Source organism: Desulfogranum aggregans, from assembly GCF_055398265.1.
Window position 1 is genome coordinate 4,706,507 of record NZ_AP042447.1, and the last position, 22,970, is coordinate 4,729,476.

The 22,970-nt window shown below is 52.6% G+C and carries 21 protein-coding genes; 12 read left to right on the forward strand and 9 right to left on the reverse strand.

The features are described from left to right. Positions 1–3 precede the first annotated feature (3 nt). Positions 4–138, forward strand: coding sequence for a hypothetical protein (locus ACZ52Z_RS20570; RefSeq protein WP_464268643.1), 135 nt, complete (start codon positions 4–6; stop codon positions 136–138). Positions 139–351: 213 nt separating this feature from the next. On the opposite strand, the gene dnaE is transcribed toward ACZ52Z_RS20570, so the two are convergent. The 8 genes from dnaE to ACZ52Z_RS20610 all read right to left on the reverse strand — a co-directional run bounded on the left by dnaE (position 352) and on the right by ACZ52Z_RS20610 (position 11,674). Beyond that, complete coding sequence (gene dnaE / locus ACZ52Z_RS20575) at positions 352–3,879, reverse strand: DNA polymerase III subunit alpha (RefSeq protein ID WP_464268644.1); 3,528 nt, start codon at positions 3,877–3,879, stop codon at positions 352–354. A 69-nt stretch (positions 3,880–3,948) separates the two neighbouring features. Continuing rightward, positions 3,949–4,872, reverse strand: coding sequence for a pentapeptide repeat-containing protein (locus tag ACZ52Z_RS20580; protein ID WP_464268645.1), 924 nt, complete (start codon positions 4,870–4,872; stop codon positions 3,949–3,951). Positions 4,873–4,987: 115 nt separating this feature from the next. Beyond that, positions 4,988–5,827, reverse strand: a complete 840-nt coding sequence (locus tag ACZ52Z_RS20585) for a motility protein A (RefSeq protein ID WP_464268646.1) — start codon at positions 5,825–5,827, stop codon at positions 4,988–4,990. 21 nt (positions 5,828–5,848) lie between these two features. Continuing rightward, positions 5,849–6,928, reverse strand: a complete 1,080-nt coding sequence (locus ACZ52Z_RS20590; RefSeq protein WP_464268647.1) for an OmpA/MotB family protein — start codon at positions 6,926–6,928, stop codon at positions 5,849–5,851. An 88-nt stretch (positions 6,929–7,016) separates the two neighbouring features. Continuing rightward, complete coding sequence (locus ACZ52Z_RS20595) at positions 7,017–7,919, reverse strand: sugar phosphate isomerase/epimerase family protein (RefSeq protein WP_464268648.1); 903 nt, start codon at positions 7,917–7,919, stop codon at positions 7,017–7,019. Between the two features lie 67 nt (positions 7,920–7,986). Then, on the reverse strand, positions 7,987–8,793 hold the full coding sequence (locus ACZ52Z_RS20600; RefSeq protein WP_464268649.1) for a 4Fe-4S dicluster domain-containing protein: 807 nt from the start codon (positions 8,791–8,793) through the stop codon (positions 7,987–7,989). A gap of 58 nt (positions 8,794–8,851) precedes the next feature. Then, positions 8,852–11,068, reverse strand: a complete 2,217-nt coding sequence (locus ACZ52Z_RS20605; RefSeq protein ID WP_464268650.1) for a molybdopterin-containing oxidoreductase family protein — start codon at positions 11,066–11,068, stop codon at positions 8,852–8,854. Then, complete coding sequence (locus ACZ52Z_RS20610; RefSeq protein ID WP_464268651.1) at positions 11,069–11,674, reverse strand: TorD/DmsD family molecular chaperone; 606 nt, start codon at positions 11,672–11,674, stop codon at positions 11,069–11,071. Between the two features lie 922 nt (positions 11,675–12,596). Here ACZ52Z_RS20610 and ACZ52Z_RS20615 point away from each other — a divergent pair. From ACZ52Z_RS20615 to ACZ52Z_RS20625, 3 genes are all read left to right on the forward strand, one after another. Continuing rightward, entirely contained in the window at positions 12,597–13,688 is a 1,092-nt protein-coding gene (locus ACZ52Z_RS20615) for an MFS transporter (protein ID WP_464268652.1), read from the forward strand. Continuing rightward, positions 13,591–13,905, forward strand: coding sequence for an MFS transporter (locus ACZ52Z_RS20620; RefSeq protein ID WP_464268653.1), 315 nt, complete (start codon positions 13,591–13,593; stop codon positions 13,903–13,905). The genes ACZ52Z_RS20615 and ACZ52Z_RS20620 overlap by 98 nt, the downstream gene beginning before the upstream one ends. Before the next feature lie 151 nt (positions 13,906–14,056). Beyond that, a complete protein-coding gene (locus ACZ52Z_RS20625; protein WP_464268654.1) occupies positions 14,057–14,437 on the forward strand; it encodes a thioesterase family protein in 381 nt (126 codons plus the stop codon). 87 nt (positions 14,438–14,524) lie between these two features. Here ACZ52Z_RS20625 and ACZ52Z_RS20630 read toward each other — a convergent pair whose 3' ends face one another. After that, positions 14,525–15,073: a TSCPD domain-containing protein gene (locus ACZ52Z_RS20630; protein ID WP_464268655.1), complete on the reverse strand. Its 549-nt coding sequence runs from the start codon at positions 15,071–15,073 to the stop codon at positions 14,525–14,527. A gap of 108 nt (positions 15,074–15,181) precedes the next feature. Between ACZ52Z_RS20630 and ACZ52Z_RS20635 the strand changes: the two genes are divergently transcribed. The 8 genes from ACZ52Z_RS20635 (at position 15,182) to rimM (ending at position 22,970) form a co-directional block, all read left to right on the forward strand. Continuing rightward, entirely contained in the window at positions 15,182–15,775 is a 594-nt protein-coding gene (locus ACZ52Z_RS20635) for a TrmH family RNA methyltransferase (RefSeq protein WP_464268656.1), read from the forward strand. Positions 15,776–16,108: 333 nt separating this feature from the next. Continuing rightward, positions 16,109–18,919 carry an isoleucine--tRNA ligase gene (ileS, locus tag ACZ52Z_RS20640; protein WP_464268657.1) on the forward strand — a complete coding sequence of 937 codons (2,811 nt, stop codon included), beginning with the start codon at positions 16,109–16,111 and terminating at the stop codon, positions 18,917–18,919. A gap of 13 nt (positions 18,920–18,932) precedes the next feature. Next, the gene (gene lspA, locus ACZ52Z_RS20645) at positions 18,933–19,409 is read left to right on the forward strand and encodes a signal peptidase II (protein ID WP_464268658.1); all 477 of its coding nucleotides are present in this window, start codon (positions 18,933–18,935) and stop codon (positions 19,407–19,409) included. Positions 19,410–19,426: 17 nt separating this feature from the next. Further along, entirely contained in the window at positions 19,427–20,374 is a 948-nt protein-coding gene (fabD, locus tag ACZ52Z_RS20650) for an ACP S-malonyltransferase (RefSeq protein WP_464268659.1), read from the forward strand. Positions 20,375–20,511: 137 nt separating this feature from the next. Continuing rightward, entirely contained in the window at positions 20,512–21,861 is a 1,350-nt protein-coding gene (ffh, locus tag ACZ52Z_RS20655) for a signal recognition particle protein (protein ID WP_464268660.1), read from the forward strand. 81 nt (positions 21,862–21,942) lie between these two features. Next, a complete protein-coding gene (gene rpsP / locus ACZ52Z_RS20660) occupies positions 21,943–22,200 on the forward strand; it encodes a 30S ribosomal protein S16 (protein WP_464268661.1) in 258 nt (85 codons plus the stop codon). Beyond that, complete coding sequence (locus ACZ52Z_RS20665) at positions 22,201–22,431, forward strand: KH domain-containing protein (protein ID WP_464268662.1); 231 nt, start codon at positions 22,201–22,203, stop codon at positions 22,429–22,431. A 2-nt stretch (positions 22,432–22,433) separates the two neighbouring features. Continuing rightward, positions 22,434–22,970 carry a ribosome maturation factor RimM gene (gene rimM / locus ACZ52Z_RS20670; RefSeq protein ID WP_464268663.1) on the forward strand — a complete coding sequence of 179 codons (537 nt, stop codon included), beginning with the start codon at positions 22,434–22,436 and terminating at the stop codon, positions 22,968–22,970.

The window sequence follows — 22,970 nt, forward strand, 5'->3', positions numbered from 1 at the left end:
GGTATGCAGACCAAAAAGGCCCTGCCGATGCGGCAGGGGACTGTGCACATCAAAGAAATGGAGGAACGGCCGCTAAGTCCATATACTGCTGTGCGGCCGTTGCTGTCGTCAGCCACAACGGTGAGACTGGTTGCCTGACAGGCTGTCCTGAGTCTGCGGCTGTATGGTCAGCGAGAAGCGGAGCATCGAATGAAAAGAAAAAACCGTCCGGCCTCTGCGCGAGGATTGGACGGTTTTAGTGGCAATCTCTCAAAATACAAGACAACTAGTAAACAAGAAAGAATACTCTATTACGGAAAAAACGCAAGCTTTTTTAACATGGGGCGCCATATAAAAATACCGCTGCGCTGCTCAGCCGGTAGCAGCTCTGCCACCGAATCTTGAATTTCCGTTATTCCTACGTTTTACCTCCGCGGTTTTCATCTGCAGAGATAACGCCCCATCTCCACATAACCCTCGAACATCCTGTATAAACCCTGGACAGGATTTAATGGTCAGGTCTTTGAGGATGTCGATATCGACCTCTCCTCTTCCACCAAAATACAGGGTCAGGTGCAGTGGCGTGACACCATGGTACTGATACAGGAGCTCCTTGAGCTGGACAAGGTGTTGGCGGGAGGTTGCCTCCGCATGCAGGGTGATAACCGCTTTCTCGGTGTACTTTTCCATCGCCTGTTCCAGCAGGCTGATCTCCTGGGCAATTATTTTTGCTCCGCGCTCACCCTGTTGGACGGTCCCTACCACTATCAGCGGAAGATCGCTTTTCAGGATTTCCGAACACTCGGCAAAGGTGGAGGGGAAGACGATCACTTCTACGGCAGCGCTCATGTCCTCGATGGAGATAAAGGCCATGCGGTCGCCTTTTTTGGATTTGTGGTCCTTGTAGCTGGAAAGCAGACCGCCGATGCGGACGGCCTGGCCATCGCGCCAGGTGGCAACATGTTCAATGTCCGTATCGGTGATCAGGCTGATCTGATCGCTCAAGCCTTCTAAAGGGTGACCGGTAAGAAAAAAACCAACGGTTTCTTTTTCACCGGCAAGCTTTTGCAGTTCGGGCCACTCCTCGATCTCCGGCATGGTGATATCGGCGGCAGGGGCAGCAGCCTCCCCCGTTCCCCCCAGGCCAAAGAGACTCATCTGTCCGCTCATGCGATCTCGCTGCACCGCTTTTGCCTGCTCCAGGGCCTGATCGAGCACCTCCATCAGTTGGGATCGCCTGACCTGCATCGAGTCAAAGGCCCCAGCCTTGATCAGGCTTTCAATAACCTTGCGATTGACCTTGCTGCTGTCAATGCGGTTGCAGAAATTGCTCAGGCTTTGAAAAGATCCATTTTCCTTACGTTCAGCGATGATTGATTCTAGCGCGGCTCCGCCCACATTTTTTACCGCAGCCAGACCAAAACGGATACGATCATTGATAACGGTGAAGTCGTTGAACGACTCGTTGATATCCGGAGGCAGCACATCAATGTTGTTCTGGCGGCATTCGGCGATGTATTTGACGACTTTGTCGGTGTTGTCCACATCGCAGGAAAGCAATGCAGCAAGGAATTGAGAGGGGTAATGGGCCTTGAGGTAGGCGGTCTGGTAGGCGATGAGGGCGTATGCCGCGGAGTGTGATTTATTGAACCCATAACCGGCAAATTTAGCCATAAGGTCAAAAATGTATTTGGCCTTGTCTTCAGGGATATTTTTTTCCCGTGCCCCGGCCATGAATTTTTCCCGCTCCTCTTCCATTACCTCGGGAATTTTTTTGCCCATGGCTCGCCGCAGAATATCGGCATCTCCCAGACTGTATCCGGCGAGAATATTGGATATCTTCATGACCTGTTCCTGATAGACGATAACCCCGTAGGTCTCTTCAAGCACTGACTTGATTTGCGGCAGGGGATAATCAGGGAGCTGGCGGCCGTGCTTGGTTTCCACAAAGGTATCAACCATGCCGGAGTCGAGCGGCCCCGGGCGGTACAGGGCCACTAGGGCGATGAGATCGGTAAACTGTTCGGGATGCATTTTTATCAGCAGCTCCCGCATACCGTCGCTTTCCAATTGGAAAACCCCAAGACTGTCTCCCTTACAGAGCAGCGCGTATGTCTTGGGATCATCCATGGGGATTTTGCTGAGCTCAACCTCTTTTCCCACGTCATAGGCAATGAGTTTTAAGGCGCGATCTATGACGGTCAGTGTTTTCAGCCCGAGAAAATCGAACTTGATCAGTCCGGTTTTTTCGGTGTATTTCATGTCATACTGGGTGAGAATTTCTTTGTTGGGTCCGATGCAGACCGGCAGATAATCGACCAATGGCGTGGGAGAGATGACCACGCCTGCCGCATGGGTGGATTTATGGCGCGACAGTCCCTCAAGGGTTTGCGCCACGGTCAGCAGTTCCCGGACCTCGTCGTCCTTCATCGCCTCACGGAGACGCGGTTCCTTGTCGATGGCTTTTTTCAAAGTGATTTTGAGTTCGTCCGGTACCAGTTTGGCGATCCGGTCAACCACCGGTAAGGGTATTTCAAGGACCCGTCCCACGTCTCGCAGTACAGCCCTGGCTTTCATCGAGCCATAGGCAACAATCTGAGCTACAAAGTCATCGCCGCCATATTTGCCCCGTACGTACTCAATAACTTCGTCCCGACGATCCTTGCAGAAGTCGACATCAAAATCCGGCATGGACATCCGTTCAACGTTAAGGAATCGTTCAAAGATCAGACCGTAGGGAATGGGATCGATGTCGGTAATGTACATGCAGAAGGCGGCCAGGCTGCCCGCACCAGAGCCGCGCCCGGGGCCTACCGGAATCTGCTGGGCCTTGGCCCAGGTGATGAAGTCGGCGACAATAAGGAAGTAGCCGGAAAACCCCATTTTTTTGATGACCTCAATCTCCATGGTCAATCGGTCGGAATAGGTTTTTTCCAATTCGGGACTGACCTCTTGGAGCTCGCGAAGGTGATCCAGCCTCTCGGTGAGTCCATCCCAGCAACTGCGCTCAAAGACGCTCTCCAGGGTGTCGTGTTCCGGGATGGGAAAGATGGGAAAATGGTGGGCGCCGAAACGTAGCTCTAGGTTGCAGCGTTCGGCCACTTCCAGGCTGTTGGCTACCGCCTCGGGACAATAGCTGAATTGCTGCTGAATTTCCTCGGCAGATTTGAAGTACAGGTCCTGGGTGGGAAAACGAAATCGGTTGGGATCTGTAATTGTTTTTCCCGTCTGGATGGAGAGAAGCACCTCGTGAGCATAGGATTCTTCCTTGGTGAGGTAGTGGCAATCGTTGGTCGCAACCAGTTTGATCCCGAGTTCTTGGCCCAGCTGCATGATCCCTTTATTGGCTATGGTTTGTTCAACAATGCCGTTTTCCTGGATCTCGAAATAGAGTCTGTCACCGAAGACCTGCTGGATTTCCTGGGCCTTTTTTCTGGCGCCATCCATATCATTGTGGGTGATTCGCCAGGGGATTTCACCGTGAAGACAGGCAGTGAGGACAATGAGACCCTCATGGTGGTGGTAAAGAGTTGGGAAATCTATGCGGGGCTTATAATAAAACCCCTGGCGCTGGGCAATGGACGCCAGCTTCATCAGGTTGCCATATCCTGTGGCATCAGCGGCAAGGGCCACCAGATGAAAGTTGTGGCCAGCGGATCGGTCGTGGATCGTCATGCCGTTTTCAGCCATGTAAAATTCACACCCGACGATGGGTTTGATACCTGCCTTGTTTGCTTTTTCATAAAATTCAAGCGCACCATACATAGCGCCGTGGTCGGTAACGGCAACAGCAGGCATTTCCTGTTCAACCGTTTTGTCGATAAGGTCCTTGATACGAATGGCCCCGTCGAGCATGGAATATTGGGTGTGTACGTGGAGATGAACAAAAGGAGCTGACATATGCTGGTAAACGGTAGATGGTTGAAAAAATATGGTCAACAGTTCTGGTGGGTTACAGCTAAAGACCGATTAATGAAGCCCTGTGGCACCCTCTATAAGCGTGCCTTCCAGGTTGACTCCGCGCAGGTCCGCCCCGGTAAGGTCGGCTCGGATAAGGTTGGCTCCCTGGAGGTCGGCATTCCGCAGATCAGCCCTTTTGAGGTTGGCTCCAGGAAGGTTCGCATAGGTAAGGATCGCATCGCGCAGGTCAGCGTCTTCCAGATTGGCGCGGCGCATGTTGGCCATGTGCAGGTTGGCTCCGGAGAGGTTGGCGCCGTTCAGCCTGGCTTCGACCAGGTCGGCCTTGGCCAGATCCGCTCCGGCCAGGTTGCATCGCGGACAGTCCTTGGCCATCCACTGAACGGTAGCCTGATTGTCCTGGGCTGCCTCAGTTGCCGTTCTCGCGGATGCGTACTCTCGATCAGTTGTCGTTTCCGAAGCAGGGGCAGATGGTTGTACAGGCTTTGGTTCCTCAGACTGGTGATGGGCCGATTGGCGTGATTTTCGGTAGCTCTGTCTTTTTTGGGGGATGGGCTGGTAGAGGTGCTGCGCGTCCCCCTGAACAAAGTCTGCCCTGTAATCGATCACCTGGGCTGAATTGGCAAGGTAGAGTCTGTCCCGGTCTCCTTTCATCAGCGTCTGAAAACAGCGAAGATCACCATACCACCATGTATTCATGCGAAAACAGAGTTGACCATCTTCACTTACATCCCACTTGCCGATATCCCTGTTGCCATAAATATCCTTGCCGAAAGCCCTACCCGAGGTGTGTAAAAAGAGGTAGGTGTCTTCTTCGGTGGAGTGGAGAAAGAGGGTGTTGTCCTCCACTACTTCAAGAATCGCCGCCGGCCCGAGGGGCGTTGCCCCCTCGTTTTCAATCACTGTGTCGACAGTGGCTGGCGAGCAGCCAGTCAGCAGGGCAAGGACGATGAACCAGGGAATGAGCTGAAGCATAGTGATGTGGCGATTAGGCGCATGCGATTAAAAAGGGCGGTCTTTTGATGAGACAGGTGCTACGCGATCCATCATACACGCACCTAGCTTTTTTGGCTATCCCTTCTCGTTCAATTCACTCTGACGTGAGATCGTTCTCCTGGATGGCGGGAGTAGTGTCGATGTTGAACCGTTGTCTGATCTTTGCCAGCGGTACCAGATCGGCTTCTCGGGCTGAAGGGGTAAGAAATGAGAGCAGCTTGGTTTTGAGAATGGTGGGGTTGAGCTCGCTTTCAATGGCAATGATTCCCTCCATGATGATTTTTTGCAGCAGCAGCTCATGGTTGGTTCGCTCTCTGAGGTTGGCGGCAAAGGGAACGAAGAAAAAATTGGCAAAAACTAGGCCATAAAGGGTAGAGGTCAGGGCCACGGGGACAGTCTTGAGAATGACTGAAGTGTCGCCGATGCCGGCAAGCATGGAAATCAGTCCTACCACTGAGCCGATGATGCCAAAAGCCGGAAAAAAGTCACCTATGGTCCGCAGTATCCGTTCGCTGTCTTCCCGGCGAAGCTTGAAAAAATACATTTCGGTATTGAGAATATCCCTTATTTGGTGGGGGGCGTAATTGTCCACCAAGCAGCCCAGGCCTCTACGGAGAAAGAGTATCGAGGTTTCATTTTCCTCCTCCTGGAGTGAGAGCACCCCTTCTACCCGGGATTTAATGGCGAGATTAATCAGGATATTGACAATATCTTCTTCGGAAATGGTTCGCCGGGTAAAGGAGGCACGAACGACTTTAAAGACAATCACCAGCCTGTGCAGCTGAAAGCTCAGCAAGGCAGCAGCCAAACTGCCGCCAACAACAATCAGCAGACCTGCAACATTGAAATAGAGGCCTAGGTTGCCTTTAATCAGAAAGCCGGTCAGGAAAATGAGCAGGCACAAGATGAATCCGATAAGGTTGTTTCGTCGCATAGCGGTTCTTTTGTAAACTGTTTACTGATTAAAAATGGCAGGTCGGGTTGGTGGAGGTGGCTCCTTGGAAAGGATAATCTCAACCCTTCTGTTTTTTCGTCTGCTCTCTTCAGTGGTGTTGGGGCTCACCGGTCGGAAATAACTGAAACCTGACGCAACCACCTGCCTGCCGGGAACCTTCATCTCTTCAATCAGGAAACGGGCGACCCTACTGGCTCGGGCGACCGACAGTTCCCAGTTGGTTGGAAAGCGTTCGGAATGCATGGGAACGGAATCGGTGTGTCCAACAACATTTATCATGTAGGGCGTCTGGGCAATGATCTTTGAGAGTTTGCGGAGTGAATTCTGCGCTTCGGAGGATAATTCCGCCTTGCCCGAGGCAAAGAGCAGGTCGCCCGCAAGAATAATGCGGACGGCCTGGTCAGGAACCAGTTCTACGGAGGCAAACTGATCGAGCTTTTCCTCGGAAAGGGTTGTCCGTGAGAGATCGTAGATCTCTGTAAAGATGGTTTGTTCCGGAGTGGCTAATGGTTGGGGAAGCGATTCCTCCCTTTGCAGGGAGTCTTCGATCACCAGCTCGCGGGGGACCACAGAGCTGGTGGGAGGTTCCTCAGGAGAAAGGGGCGTGGGCTGTTCCTCCGCGGGAATGGGAGAAATGGGTATGGTGCTGCGGTCAAGGGAAGAATCCAGATCGTTTTCGTCCACCTGTTCAACACTCTGAAGAGGGCGGGAATCCTGTTGCGGCGCCTGTGGGAAGATAGGATAGAATGGAACGGCTGGGTCAGGTGAGGGTGGCGGCAGCGAAATAACCGATCCTGCCACCACCTCGACACTGGTAGGGTCGAGAAACTCACGTTTGGCGAGCTGGTAGACAAACAGGGTCAGAAAAAGGATGAACATGGTCATCATCAGATCGGACCAGGCAATGGACCAGTGGACCGGCTTGGGGGTGCGTGAGCGAAAAAAGGAATCCTCAACCACAAACGTCGGCTGAGTGGTTGCCCGGTGCCAGTCGACGGGCGGTCGCATGCCCTGCTTGTGGTCAGGGGAATTCTCGGTTGGACGCTTTTCAGCATGCGGTGGTTGGTTTTGGTCGCTCATATTTTTCTATCGACAGTAGCTTTGAATTTCACAAGCTAATTATATAATATGCCATAAGAATATCTATAAGAGAGTTGTACTTTCCGCATTAAAGGCTTGTTCTGCGAAGGAAGTCGACGAGGTGCCAAGGGGGCCATGCACGCAAGGAGAGGGCCTTTTGCTCAAGAGGATGGGGGGAGAGAAAAGTGGTGTCCTGATGGTGGAGAAATTCGAGACTGGCAGTGAGGTCGGCCTCTGTTCGCTGTTCCAGGGTGCACAACAGTTTGGTGCTGCCACCATTGACGGCGTGGAAAAAGCCGGTGAAATCAAAATGCCCTGTACCCAGTGCCTGATGGGCGTCGCTGCTGCCATCATTGTCATGAAGGTGAACCTGCCCCAGCCACGGCTGCATTTCGGATATCCACCGTTGCCAGGGGCTGTGGCTGAAAGCGAGCACATGGCCGGTATCCAGACAAAATCCAGGAGTAAACGGCTGGAGTCGTTCCAAAAGCGCTTTATGTATTGCAGGGTCAGGTTCATAGGTATTTTCAAACATCACCCGAACGTTCGCTTCAGCGGCTATGGGGAGCAGGGGGCTCCACGTTGCTGTGCTCACGTCCAACCATCGTTCAAGATCATGACCATGTTTGTACGGTTCAAATCCCAGGTGGCAGACAATACTCTGGGGGCGGAAAAGTGGAAGCAGGGTAAAAGCAAGCGAGAGTTTTTCCCTGGTCAGCCGAACAAAGCGCCGATCAAAACCTCCCGGGGTCAGGTCGTGGAAGGGGGCATGCAGGGTGCAGCCAAGTCCATGGCTCTGAAGCGTTGCCGCCAGGTCTGCATAGAAAGAACGTGGTGCGGTCCAGAGAAAATCTCCTTCCAGTCCAATTTCCGGTTGCAGACGGTGCGCGAGAAAGAGTTGGAGCAGGTCATCGTTGAGACGCTCCAACGGGGCATTGATAAAACAGCGGGAAGTGATAGGGTGGTACTTTTCCAGCGAAAGTGGGTGCATAACCTATAAAAAAACCCGCCACGTGGAGGTGGCGGGTTGGTGGGAATGGATTGAATCGGACAAGCGACTATTCGTCGTTGTCCTTTGACGTGAGGGTTCCGGCAAGCAGACTGCCGGCAAGGCCGATCAGGCCCAGCTCCTTAATCTGTTTGACTGCCGGTTGAGACATTTTAGCCAGCATGATCCGCCGCAGCGATGCCTCGGGCATTTCCTGAGGCGCACTTTGCATCAACAGCTCCATGTCAGCCTTCTTACTGCCAAAGTAGCGACTGTTGGGACCAAGCTGTACAGCCTCTGAACTGAGCCCGACCGCGCCTTTTTTCACATACTGGGCAACCGCTGAGTTGGGATCATCCAGGTCGCCGAAGATGCGGGCTCCGGCGAGGCAGGTCTGCACGCATGCCGGTTCGAGCCCTTCTGCCAATCGTTCCACACAGTAGGTACATTTATCTGCCTTGCCGTAGCTTTCATCGTCGGCAAGGTCTTCATTGATGTACCTGGCGTCATACGGACAGGCGTCAGCGCAGGCGCCGCAACCGATGCAGCGTTCCTTGTCGATCTGAACCGTCCCGTTAAAAGGGTCTTTCCAGGTAGCCGCTACCTCCATGGTCACGGTTTTTCCGGTTTTTGCATCCTTCATGGTCATGCTTACGGGATCTGCAGGACAGACATCGACGCAGGACGGCTTGTCACAGTGATTGCACAGACCCGGGTAATAGGTATAGGCCATTCCGGCAGAAGTCATTGCCGGGCCGAGGCGATGGACCCAGTTGCGACCGAACTGAGCAGGAACTTCCCACTCAGCCTTACAGGCAATTGTGCAGGCATGGCAGCCAACACATTTGTCAATATCGATAATCATGCCATATTGCATTTATCTTTCCTCCACAGGATATCTTGAATGATGGCTGGAAGCGTATCGCCTTGAGCCATCAGCTGACTTTCACAAGTTTGACAAAGTTATTGCGCATGCCATGACAGCCGGTTTCCGGATCGACCGCCAGTCGGGTGATCAGGCTGGTGTCATCGATACCTTTGTTGTGGCCGATGGACAGCTCCGGATTCATTGAGCCGAAGCCGTGATAGATATAGACAGCGTCTTCACGAATCCCCGGGGTCACCTTTACGGTTGCAGTCGTGCGGGATTTGACCCCGTCCTGGTTGACCATACTGACGGTGTCGCCGTCGTTGAGTCCCAATCTTTTTGCGACCTGGTCGTTGAGCCATACCGGTGTACTGTCCGCCTCAGCCATCAGCCAGGCATTGTTCTGGGTGCGGTTGAAGGTATGCAACGGCGAGCGCCCGTAAAGAAGCCGCATGTATCCCTCTGGAGCTCTTTCCACCGGAATGTAGGTGGGGATGGGAGGATAGCCGGCATCTTCCAGGTCTTCGTTGTAAAAATAAACGTACATGTCGTCGGGAATGCCGTAGGGGTCTTCCCCTGGCTGGAGATGTATCCCGCCCTCTGCCCGTATTTTGTCAATGCTCAAGCCAACGCCGGCAAGGCGTTTGTTGACCATTTCCACCTGGTCCTTGACGGGAATGTATTCACCATATCCCATCCGCTTGGCTATTTCGTTGGTGATCCAGATGCCATCCTTCCGTTCAAATTCGGGATCAACCAGCGGCATTCGCGGAGCGATATATTGCTGCTGTTCATCGGCAAAGTCCCACTGGGTGCCTGTCTTAATGTAATCGTAACGCTCAAGATAGGAGCATTCCGGCAGCAGGATATCAGCAAACATGGTGATGTCGGTTGGCATGATATCGGTGCACATGACAAAATCCATCTGCTTAAGCATCTGGATGGTTTTTTCCTGGTTGGGAATGGTTTGAATCGGGTTCTGGCCCCATATCACGCATCCCTTGATTGGGTAGGGCTCGCCGGTAATGGCGGCGTTCCTGATCAGGTCAGTGGGTGTTCCCGGAGGGGACCAGTCATGGGAGTTGTCGGCGTAATCATTCAGCCGGTCAGGCTCATGGTCCCCGTGGGGCCAGCCAATCTTTTTGATGCCTTTGGGGCCCTTAGGCGGGACAAAAGAACCTTTAACGCCAAATGCTCCCAGCACAGCAGTCAGGCAGGCAAGGGCTCGCTGGCGCTGGAAGTCATTTCCGTACCAGGACACATGGCGACCAGGATGGATGGCCACGTTCGGCATATTGGCGGCAAGCAGGTCGGCTACTTCCTTGATCTGGGCGGCAGGGATGTCGCACTCTGCAGCCGCTTTTTCAAGGGTCCACTCCTTGATGCCCTCGGCAAACTCATCAAAACCATCACCATATTCATCGACAAAATCCGCATCATACTTGTCGTTTTGGATAAGGTAATTCATCATGGCCAGCAACATAGCGGTATCCGTACCCGGCCGGATGGGTACCCAGATATCGGCTTTGGCGGCAGACGCGGAAAAGCGAGGGTCAACGACGACGAGCTTTGCCCCGTTTTCCAGCCCCTTCAGGTAACGCTTCAGGTGGGAAACGTGGACGTTTTCGCCGAAATGGCCGCCCAGGAGGAAGAGCACCTTGGTGTTGGGCATATCCACATTCTCTCCCGGCGGCTTTTCAATGGTGGCCAGGTAGGCCATGTCACGAATACCGCGGCATTGGAAGAAGGAGGCTTCCGACACATTGGGGGTTCCTACCGTGTGCTCGAAGAAATGAAACGGGTAACTCGCCGAGGCGCCATGGGGAAAAATCGCCAGGGCTTCGGGGCCAAGTTTGTCGACCACTTTCTTCAGCTCGGTAGCGCAGGTGTCCAAAGCTTCGTCCCAGGAAATGCGCTGCCATTTCGGAGCGCCTCGCTCCCCGACATTTTTCATGGGGTATTTAAGACGGTCCGGGTCGTAAAGCATTTTCACCCCGGCATTACCTCGGGCACAGATAGATAGGCCGTTATCGATGGACTTGGGATTTCCCTCTATTTTTACAAGGCGGCCGTCTCGTACTTTTCCGACCAGCTGGCATCTCCAGAAACACATTTCGCACACACCGCCGACAACAGTTTGGGTGTCCTTGAAACTGCCCTTCGGCACCAGTGGGGCTTTGCTAACTCCGGATTCTGCTTTTGCCACTACCTTGGATAATGGCACGGACGCAGCGGCAATGGAGGCGGATTTGAGGAAATTCCGCCTGGAAAGATGTATTGCCATTTACTGTTCCTCCTTGGTGAAAAAATCAATTAACTGTATCGCCACCCGGTAAAATGGATGACGAGCTTCGTGTATACTCTGATGATAGAAACTTTCAAACCACGGGCGAAAATACGTGCGGAGAAAATAGAATTCTTCCTCCTTTTTTCCTTCCTTGGCGAGTGCTGCCAGAAATTCCAGCTCATGCTGAATATGATCGGGCGGTTCCAGGCTTTCAGTGACGGCATATCCGCACTGGCGATAGAAGTCCTTGATTTTTTCAGTGGTTTTCCCCTGAATGCACCCGTCGCCGTCGACATACACAGAGGCATATGGGGGGATGGCTGCTCTGGGAGCACCATTGATAAACAACCTGGTATATTCAATCTGGAGATCATCGAGGATGTTTGCTGTTGTTTCGCGCCACTTTTTGAGAGTTGCCAGGTCTTCCTGCCAGGCGAGCGAATCCAGCAGATTTTCATAGGCATCAAGAAACTGGTTATCGCAGAACCCAGAGTTCGGGAAGCGCATGGTGAGGGCGAGAAAGCCGTATATCTGGCTGAGGAACGCACTTTCTGCAGATGGATGGCTGCCTGAAACAGGATGAGGTGTCTTGCTGGTATGCATGGAACAGAAAAGTGGAATTAATCGGCAACGAACGCACCATCAACCGACGCCTTGGCTGCTGGTCGTGCGGAAAAGCCGCAGGCGGCTGTTCTTGAAGGAAGGAAGTATTTCATGGGGATCAACACGGTAGACCTACCATACGTAAAAATACTGATCATATCCACACATCGTAGCACACTCTCTCTGATTATACAACAACCGTCTCCAGCTTCACGGCCTGCGCGAGAAAATATGCCCTATTACTCACACTGCGGTTGCAGGTTGATTGCTGGAGAGCGATGATCGTTCAGTGGACTACGAGAAAGTCACGTGCAGCGATGCTGCCATTGCCAACCATGACTGTGATTGTGTGCAAGCCGAAGGAAGGGAGGATGCAGGGAAAAAATGAAGAGGAGACAAAAAAAAAATAGGGAGGTTTGTGGGTCAGGTAGCATGCCTGCAGTGTCGGTTGCATTGTTTTGAGAAGTGGTCGACGGCCTGTTGAAGTTACCCATGGAAAGCAAAAAATAGCCGTGGCAATTCCTGCTGTCCTGAGGTGAAAGAATAGTTGTTTTTAAGGCAAATATTAGTGAATGCTTATTCATTCTTTTGTTGCGGAGAAGAAGTGATGATTAAAAATAGGCTGCAAGTGCTTGCCAGTGGAATGCAATTTTGGTATAGTCGTTAGTTTACCTGTATATCTCTTCGTTTTTCTTGCATTTTTCGTGCCCGTCTTCTCTGGTGGCTCGCCATCGACCCCGTCTGTTTTTTTTCGATTTTTTTAACGCTTGACGCGCAGATTGCTGATTGTTATAAGGGCAAGACTTCAATTCATTATTCTTGCTGAAGTGGTTGTATTGATTGCGTTGTCCACAAACGGATACAGGGAGTCAACTCTGTATCCGGCTACAATAGTAAATCATACAAGGGGGAGGTAAGTTTTATGAGTCAAGACAAAGTGCCTGTACAAGCCTGGGTAACTACTTTCGCGGGTACGGCGATCAATGCATGTCTGGGAATTCTGTACGCCTGGAGTGTGTGGGGGAAGTCTCTGGTTAACTTAGAGCTTGCCGGTCAACCAATGGAGGGGGTCAATGCCGGTTGGACCTACTTGACCAATGCTCAGGTTGCAACACCGTTTTCCATCTGCATTATTTTCTTTGCGCTTACCATGATCCCAGGTGGGAAGATTCGTGACGCATTTGGGCCGAAATTCGGTGCAACCCTTGGCGGGTTGCTGTTGGCTATCGGTTGTATTATCGCTGGATTAATGAAAAGCTATACTGGCCTGATGATTGGTTTTGGTGTTTTGGGCGGTACGGCTATGGGCATCGGCTATGCCTCTCCCACCCCGGCTGCGCTGGCATGGTTTGGTCCCCATCGTCGCGGCGTTGTCGCCGGTCTGGTTGTTATGGGCTACGGTGGTGCGGCACTCTACATTGCACCGCTTGCACGCTACCTGATTGACAAGTTCGGTATTTCCGGTAGTTTCATCGCGCTCGGTATATTCTTTGCCGTAGTTGTGATCGTTGCCGGACAGTTGCTCCTCACTCCGCCTGCCGGTTACACGCCGCCTGCCGCAGTGGTCAAGGAAGGTGCGACCCCGCCGAAAGTTGCCGTGGCTACCAGTAAGAACTGGAAATGGCAGCAGATGATCAAGACCCCGCAGTACTGGATGCTGCTGATCATGTTCATCCTGGCCACCCAGTCTGGCCTGCTCATCATCGGTAAAGCCGCCGGTCTGCTGAAAGTTACGGCCGCGTCCATTCCTTTCCTCGCCGCCAATGGCTGGATTCTGGCCTCCTACGGTGGTATCATGAATGCTGCCGGTCGTCCTTGCACCGGTATCTACTCTGATGGGTGGAGCCGCATGAAAGCATACATACGCCCTCAACAGCGGCGTTGCTGCGCTGGCACTTGCCTGCATGCCGATGATCATGAAGTCCCAGAACGTTTTCTTGCTGTTCCTGTGCGTTGGTATCGGTTACTGGCAGTATGGTGGACTGCTGTCCCTGATGCCTTCCTTTATCGCTGACTTCTTTGGTCCGAAAAATCTGGGTATGAATTTCGGCGTCGTTTTCTTCGGTTGGGGCATTGGTGCATTCATGCCGCGACTTGCCGGAACCATTCAGGATAAAACCGGAAGTCTGGATACCGCGTTTTATCTGTCTGCAGCGCTGCTGGTGCTGTCAGTGGTGATTTCCCTGATGCTGAGAAGGCCTGATGATTCTCATATTCCGGCAGATCAGTAACATGTAGTAGCTGTGCCTCTGTAGAGGTGTACAGCAGAGTAGAGGGAAAGCGTGGATATGCATTCAGCATATCCACGCTTTTTTTATTGCCTCATTTTTTACCGGATTGGTGGAAAGTGAACGGAAAACGTACAACAAGGTGCATGTTTAAATGGAATTACAGATTGAACCCGGAGTAAAGGGAAAGGAAGAACTGGTGGTCACTGCAGGGGATACGGCTGCTCGATATGGAAGTGGACTGGTGGAAGTGTATGCAACTCCTGCCATGGTGGCGTTGATGGAAAAAACCTGCCTTAATTCCGTTTTGGCCGCCCTGCCTCCAGGCTACGGTACGGTTGGGGTAAAGGTGGATATTACCCACAGTAAAGCGACTCCCGTAGGTATGCGGGTGGTGTGCGAATCAGAGCTGGTGGAAGTGGATCGGAGGCGATTAGTGTTTGAAGTTGTTGCTCGGGATGAGGATGGGGAGATCGGAAGAGGCCGTCACGAACGTTTTGTTATTGATACCAAAAAATTTATGGCCAAGCTGTAACTGGATAGGCGGTTGCGGTCGCAGGCAGACAGAAGAACGTTCAGGGCAATGTTGGTGCCTGCCTTGTCGGCTGGTGTCTAGGTATGGCTATTTTTTATCTGTCGGGGTGTTGTACTTGCTGAGCACGCCGTAGAGCATATCCGGAAGGTCGTCCTGCTGACGTGAGCTACGCTTGAGTTGTACCAGGCATTTGTCCAGGGTCAGCCGTTCTCCCAGGACCACATGGCGGAGAATAAGGGAAATTAAACGGGTAATAGTGGTCAGGTTGGATATTCTGGATTGAAGCTGGTGGTCCCGTTCAAAGGCGGTAGAGGCAAATATTTCCACCGGACTACCGTCAATTTCACTCACAGAAAGATACCATTTGTTGAATTCCCGGTCCACGGCTCGATATCGTTTGCCGTCGAGCACCTCTGGCAGTTCGACTTCAGTATCCACCTGGGGAGGCTCGGGTTTGAGCAGGATCGGCTCATCCTGGTAGGTGCGCCATAATTCTTTGACAACCTCCGGCGTTTCCCGTATGGATTGTACGACTGCCAGACAGCGGGGGCAGGTCAGGCGTCCATCCTGGAGAAGCAGTGGTTGGTCGGGAAGATTGCACAAGCTGCATGTGCCGTTGTTCTTTGGATCCTTCAAAGCGTTGCTCCTGGGTGGTGGTAAGTATTCAGGCGGATAAGAAATGTGTATACCCTGCCTGGTATATCCAGAAAAGAAAAAAAAGAATTCTGAACGGAAAAAGAAAGCATGCGCAGCCGATTCAATCGTCGTCAGGATATGGAAACCCGGTACCTGAAAGCCAGCAGAAGGAATAAGGTATGGGCGCAACCAGGGATTCACCAATGCATCCTCATTCTTGACGGCCTCAAACCGGACTTCAATATCGGAAAGATTATTCGGTCAGCGGATGCCTTTGGTATACGGGAAGTACATCTCGTCGGGGTCGATCATTTTGACCCAGAGCCGGCCAAAGGCTCCATGCGCTGGGTAGTGTTACGGCATCATAGCGATTTTTCTTCATGCTTTGCCGAAGTTGCAGGGGTGGGATTTGCCTGCTACTGCCTGCAGCCGGAGGAGGACAACATCCTCGGGACGGTACCTTTCCCCGAAAAAACAGCGTTTATCGTCGGGCATGAAGAGTTTGGTATAAGTTTCGACCTGGCGCATTATCCGGCAATCCGGCCTTTGGCCATACCTCAGTGGGGGCATGTGCAGAGTCTCAATGTCAGTGTTGCCGCTTCAGTGGCAATGTATGAATACACCCGCCAGCATGGAAAACCGCTGGAAGGCAAAAGCCCTGTTGCAGGTGAACAGCCTTGCGAAGTTGCGGGGAGACGATAAGTGTTGAAAATGCATCCAGTCCTTGACTGGCTGGGGCACGGGGACGGGCGTTGGTTCCTTGGAACTGTATTCGGGCGTGGGGACGTGGCAAGCTGAGCCTGTCGCTTTGCTTGCGGAGGTGGGCCGTATCAATACCCCCTTGACAAAACCTGCGATTCGAGCAGAGCTGGCGCTTGGGATTACAGGCTACGCAGGGCAACCCGTATCGGTGGCATCTCCTATTCTCCGGTCAGGGGTTCTTTTCTCTTGCATTGTGATTCGGAGTTGGTAACATTTACGGTTTTTTTATCTTCACTGCTTACGTTTTGATAACTACCTATTTTGAGAGTAAAAATGGATTATAGGGATACGCTCAACCTGCCGAAAACAAACTTCAAGATGAAGGCCAACCTCACCCAGAAAGAGCCGATGATGCTCAAACAGTGGGAAAAAGGTGGGCTGTATGCAAAGTTGCAGCAGCAGGCAGTAGATCGGCCGAGCTTCATTCTGCATGATGGACCGCCCTATGCAAACGGCAACATTCATCTTGGCACGGCCTTCAATAAAGTGCTCAAGGATATTATTCTTCGTTCCAAGCGGTTGGCTGGATTTAATGCTCCCTATATTCCGGGTTGGGATTGTCATGGTCTGCCCATTGAACACAATGTGGATAAGGAGCTTGGCAGCAAGAAAAAGGAGATCTCCATTCTCGCCAAGCGCGGTGCGTGTAGGAAATATGCCGAAAAGTGGATCAAAACCCAGAAAGCACAGTTTAAGCGGTTAGGTGTGCTCGGTGACTGGGATACTCCCTACCTCACCATGAATTATGCCTACGAGGCCGCGATAGCCACCGAATTTAATAAATTTTTGCTTTCCGGTGCAGTTGTTCGATCAAAAAAACCGGTCTATTGGTGCTCCAGTTGCGGTACAGCCTTGGCGGAAGCGGAGGTGGATTATGCGCCTCATGCCTCTCCGTCGGTTTACGTTAAATTTCCGGTTGTAGACGATTTGAGCAAAGTGGCGGCCGAAATGAAAGATAAGGCCGTGAGCGTGCTCATCTGGACCACCACTCCCTGGACCTTGCCGGCAAACCTGGCCATAGCCTTGCACCCTGATGTCACCTATGCCGCAGTCGCCGTAGGCGAGGAAGTGTGGATTTTGGCTCACGATCTCGTCGAACACTGTTTTCAGGAATTTGGCCGGGAAGAGTACCAGGTGCTGACTACCTTTTCCGCTGCAGGACTGGAAGGAAAACATTGCCGACATCCCTTTATGGACAGGGATTCTCTTATAGTACTGGCAGATTACGTCACCACTGATTCCGGCACCGGTTGCGTCCATACTGCTCCCGGGCATGGCACAGATGACTATCTGACAGGCCTGCGCTATGGGTTGGACATTCTTTCTCCTGTCGATGACTCCGGCCATTTTACCGAGGAAGCCGGCAGGTATGCTGGGTTGGCAGTACCTGATGTCAATCGCCAGATTGCCGATGACCTGTTGAGCGAGGGTTCCATGATTATGGAAACTCGCATTGAGCACAGTTACCCCCACTGTTGGCGGTGCAAGCAGCCAGTTATCTACCGGGCTACGGCCCAGTGGTTTATTTCCATGGAAAAGCTTGATCTGCGCACCAAGGCAATGCAGGCGATAAAACAGGTGCGCTGGACCCCTTCATGGGGCGAGCAGCGTATTCTGGGCATGGTCGAAGCCAGACCAGACTGGTGTCTTTCCCGGCAGCGGTCGTGGGGTGTGCCGGTAACGGTGCTGACCTGTGTCGATTGCGGAGAAATTCTCAAGGACGCAGAGGTTTGCGCACGAATTGAAACTCTGTTCCAGCAGGAAGGGGCGGATGCCTGGTTCAAGCACGAGGCTGCTGATTTTGTCCCGGAGGGGAAAACCTGTTCCTGCGGATGCGCCAACTTTGCCAAGGAAACCGATATCCTGGATGTCTGGTTCGACTCGGGAACCAGTCACGCCGCGGTACTGGAACCCAGGGAGGAACTCCACTCACCCGCCGACCTCTACCTGGAGGGCAGTGACCAGCATCGCGGGTGGTTTCAGTCTTCTCTGCTCACTTCCGTTGGTACCAGAAATCGGGCTCCATACCAAGGCGTTCTGACCCATGGGTATGTTGTCGACGGCCAGGGAAAGAAAATGTCCAAATCCGTGGGCAATGTGGTCGCCCCGCAGGAGGTAATTGACAAATATGGGGCTGAGGTGCTGCGTCTGTGGGTAGCGAGCGAAAACTACCAGGATGATGTCAAGGTTTCCGATGAGATCCTTAAGCAGGTATCCGACGCCTATCGCAAGATACGCAATACCATCCGTTTTCTTTTGAGCAATCTCAACGATTATGACCCTGAACTCCATAAGGTCGCACCAGAGGCGTACACGGAACTGGATCGCTGGGCTCTTGCCAGGTTTGCCTCGCTTACCCGCCGAGTGACTGCTGCTTATGAACGGTATGAGTTCCATACCGTCTACCATTCCATTTTCAACTTTTGCGGCACGGTAATATCCAGTATCTACATGGATGTGCTCAAAGACCGTCTCTATTGCTCGGCGCCTGATGCCGCTGAGCGCAGAGCCGCCCAGGCTGTGATATCCAGGATACTGGATGGACTGCTCAAACTCATGGCCCCCGTGCTCTGTTTTACTGCGGAGGAAGCATGGGCTTCCTTTCATGCGCTTCCGCAAAATCCACCGCTGGAGGATACCATCAGTTTTACCGGTTTTCCTGACGTGGAGGATATAGCGGTTGATAAGGACCTGCTTGAACGGTGGGACACCCTTCTTGATCTGCGTTCTGCAATCACCCGGGTGCTTGAAGGCGCGCGAAGGGAGAAAACCATTGGCCTCTCTCTTGATGCAGAGGTCGTTCTGCGATCAGGAGAGAAGTGGCAGGCGTTTCTTTCGGAGCACAGGAAGCAGCTGCAGGAACTCTGCATCGTCTCTGCGCTGACGATCGTTGATGAACAGGAAACCTGTGATGTTGCATTTGTGGAGGATGATAATTTTGCCGGCGTGCAGATCGGAGTACGTCAGGCAAGCGGCGAGAAATGCGAGCGATGCTGGATTATCTCGCCCACCGTCGGCTCTGATGCGGAGCATCCGACAATTTGTGAACGGTGTGCTGCAGTTGTGCACTCGCTAACGAGCTAAGACGCTGGACTGCATGCGCGCTTTTCTGATAGTACTCACGGTCGTCGCCGTTGACCAGGCGACAAAAGTTTGGGTCGTCAACGCTTTCAACTTGTTTGAAACCCGGGAGGTTATCCCGGGTTTGTTCAACCTCACCTACCTGACGAATAACGGTGCCGCCTTCAGCATGCTTGCTGGCCAACCAGCGCTGTGGCGACAACTTTTTTTTATTGTTGCCGCCCTGATCGCCTTGGTGTTTATCGCCATAGCCTATAGAAGCTATGCCCGGGTAAGCAAATGGTACAGCCTCGGGCTGGCCCTTATCGCCGGTGGGGCGCTCGGCAACCTTATTGATCGCGTGCGGTTGGGTTATGTTATTGATTTCTTGGATGTATATATCGGCACCTCGCACTGGCCCGCTTTTAATGTGGCTGACTCGGCTATTACAGTGGGGGTGATATTGTTTATTGTTACCAATCTCCTGCTTGAACGGGCAAAGAAGAGGGGATGAGGAAAAAAGAAGTACCAATGAAGAAAACAGCAGTAATTTTTCCCGGTCAGGGGTCTCAGTATATTGGCATGGGGCAACAGTTGCTTGAGCAGGACAAAGCTGCCGCCGAATTATTTGCACTGGGAAGCGATATATCCGGTTTTCCTTTGCAAGAGCTCTGCCTTAATGGCCCCATGGAGGAACTGACCAGGGTTCTGCACCTCCAGCCGGCGCTGACGGTTATCAATCTTATGTGCTGGCATGGACTGCTTAAACTCCTTCCGGGCTTCACCCCTGCCTGCCTCGCCGGGCATAGCCTTGGTGAGTATTCAGCCTTGCACGCGGCAGGCGCGGTATCCGCCGAAGATACTCTGCGGCTGGTCACCAAGCGTGGCGAATTGATGGAGCGTGAAGGGGAAGCCAATCCTGGGGGAATGCGTGCAGTTGTCGGTTTGTCCCTGGAAACCGTTGAGGCATTGCTCGACTCTTTCAGTGGCCCTGGGGTTGCAGTAGTCGCCAATCACAATACCCCTTCACAAATCGTTATCTCCGGGGACGCTCAAGGGCTTGATGCTGTGGGAGCCCTCTGTCAGGAAGAGGGGGGCAAGGTTATCCCTCTTGCAGTAAGCGTTGCCAATCATAGTCCTTTGGTTGCAGGGGCAGTAGATGATTTTGCCAGGTTCATGGAGTCCGTCACCTTCCATGCACCATCGGTTCCAACGTATTTTAATGTAACTGCAGGTGTCCTTGAGCAACCCGAGGAGATTCGTTCGGTTATGGCCCGACAGATCGCCTCGCCGGTTCGTTGGGTGGAGATCATCGACACCATGGTTGCCGACGGGGTCGAGGTTTTTGTTGAGCTGGGACCGAAGAATGTGTTGACCGGGATGATGCGGAAAATAATCCCGCGAAAGTCCGGCATCACCTGCCTGCAGGCTGATTCTCCGGAAGGACTGGAAAAGGTTGCGACAGCTGTAGCTGGCTAATAACCGCCTGGAACGCCATGCTTTTCTTCCTGCTTGACAAGGATTGTTCTATGGAGTATTAATTTGAGTTTTCCGTTTGCAAAATTAATGGCGCTTTCCGCAAACTTGCAGGATGCGCCTTTTCCTATAGACAGCATATGTTTGAGAATCTAACTGATCGACTTGACGGCGTATTTAAAAAGCTCCGCGGCCATGGAAAGCTGACTGAAGAGAATATTCAGGAGGCTATGGGCGAAGTGCGTAAAGCCCTCCTCGAAGCGGATGTCAACTTTACGGTGGTCAAGGGCTTTATTCGTACCGTCACTGAAAAAGCGGTTGGTCAAGAGGTTCTGACCAGCCTGTCCCCCGGGCAACAGGTCATCAAGGTGGTACATGATGAATTGGTAGACCTGCTGGGCAGTCAGGCAGAACCCCTTCATCTGGATGGCCCTCAGCCGGCAGTGATCATGCTGGCCGGACTGCAGGGTTCCGGAAAGACTACTACTGCCGCGAAGCTGGCAAAGCAGCTGAAGGCAGACGGCCGGAAACCGCTGCTTGTCCCGGCTGATGTGTATAGGCCGGCAGCCATAGATCAGCTGCATGTACTGGGTCAACAGGTTGACGTCCCGGTTTTTGGCTCTACAACGGATCAGAAACCGGTTGAGATCGCCAAAGCCGCTCTAGGCGAAGCCAGGGCCGGCAGTATCGATACCGTCATTATTGATACGGCTGGTCGACTGCATGTTGACGAAGCCCTAATGACTGAGTTGCGCGAAATAACCGACGCTGTCGGGGTCTCCGAGACCCTCTTTGTCGCTGACGCCATGACCGGCCAGGATGCGGTTACCGTTGCCGACAAGTTTAACAGTGATCTCGAGATCACCGGTGTTATCCTGACCAAGATGGAAGGGGATGCACGGGGTGGGGCGGCCCTGTCGGTCAAGAAGGTCACCGGCAAGCCCATCAAGTTTGTCGGGGTAGGGGAGAGCGTCGACGCCTTGGAGGTTTTTCATCCAGATCGGACAGCCTCCAGGATTCTCGGCATGGGCGACGTGCTCACGCTGATCGAGAAAGCCGAAGCGGTAGTTGACCAGAAGAATGCCCAGAAACTTGCCAAGAAAATTCAAAAGAATGAATTCACCCTGGAGGATTTTCTCGATCAGATTCAGCAGATCAAAAAGATGGGGAACCTTGAGCAGTTGATGGGGATGATTCCAGGTATCAACAAGCTCAAACAGGTGCAGGATGCTCCCAAGCCGGATGAAAAAGAGCTGGCCAAAACCGAGGCGATCATCCGTTCCATGACCGCCAAGGAAAGACGTAATCATAGAATCATCAACGCCAGCCGCAGACAGCGCATTGCCAAGGGCTCGGGTACTTCGGTTGCCGAGGTGAATCGGGTTTTGAAGAGCTATACCATGATGCTGAAGATGATGAAAAAACTCAAGGGTAAATCCGTCATGCGCCGTGGCAAGCGTCGCAAAATGCCCAAAGGGCTTGCCCGGTAAGAGAGCAACAGCAATATTTTTCTTCTCAGCAGGGCGCCATACTTGCTGAGGGTGTTATTATCCACAGGAGGATACCAAAAAATGGCAGTACATATTCGATTGACCAGAAAAGGCCGTAAAAAGAAACCCTTTTACCGAATCGTGGTTGCCGATAGCCAGTCACCTCGTGACGGTAAGTTTCTTGACATTGTAGGTACCTACGATCCGATGCAGGAGCCTGCAGCCGTTTCCATTGATAACGAAAAACTCGATGGCTGGCTGAAGCAGGGCGCTAAACCGTCTGTGACCGTTAAAAGCCTGATAAAAAAACATGCCGGTGAGCCTGTCGCTGCAGCATAAATGAAAGAATTAATCGAGTTTATTGCGCAACGGCTTGTGGACAAGCCGGATGAAGTGCAGGTCTCTATGCGTGAAGAGGATGACAGCGTCATCGTTGAGTTACGCGTTGCCCAGGAGGATTTGGGGAAAGTCATCGGCAAGCAGGGGCGAACAGTGCGGGCGATGCGTACTGTTCTCTCATCAGCACTTGCCGATGAAAACAAGCGCTCGCGGCTGGAGATACTGGAATAGGCATGACACGTGCCGGGGCGCAGGAAGACCACTATGTCCTGCTGGCAAAAATTGTCAAGCCGCACGGTGTGCGAGGCGAGTTGAAGGTCTTGCCATTTACGGCAAGTCCTCAGGGGCTCGAAAACTACGCGCGTCTGTTTCTTTCAGCCGATGAGGGTGCCAGCTTTGTTGCGGTAACTCCGCTTAAGATTCGAAGCCAGGGGAAATTTGTTCTCCTGCAGCTGAAAGAGTGTCTCGATCGGACAATGGCAGAGAGCCTGACCGGCCGTGGAATATGGGTGGATGCAGCGCAGCTGCCGTCCATTGCAGAAGATGAATTCTATCTGCATGCACTGGAAGGCAAAGAGGTATCCACCGACGACGGGCAGGTGTTGGGAGTCGTCACCCGTGTGCTCATTGGTGGGGCGCAGGATTTACTCACCGTTCAGGGACATGACAAAGAGTATCTTATTCCGCTTGTACCGGAATTCATGGTCAAGCAGGAAGCACAGCAGATTGTCTTATCGTTACCGCCGGGATTGTTAGAGATAAACAATTGA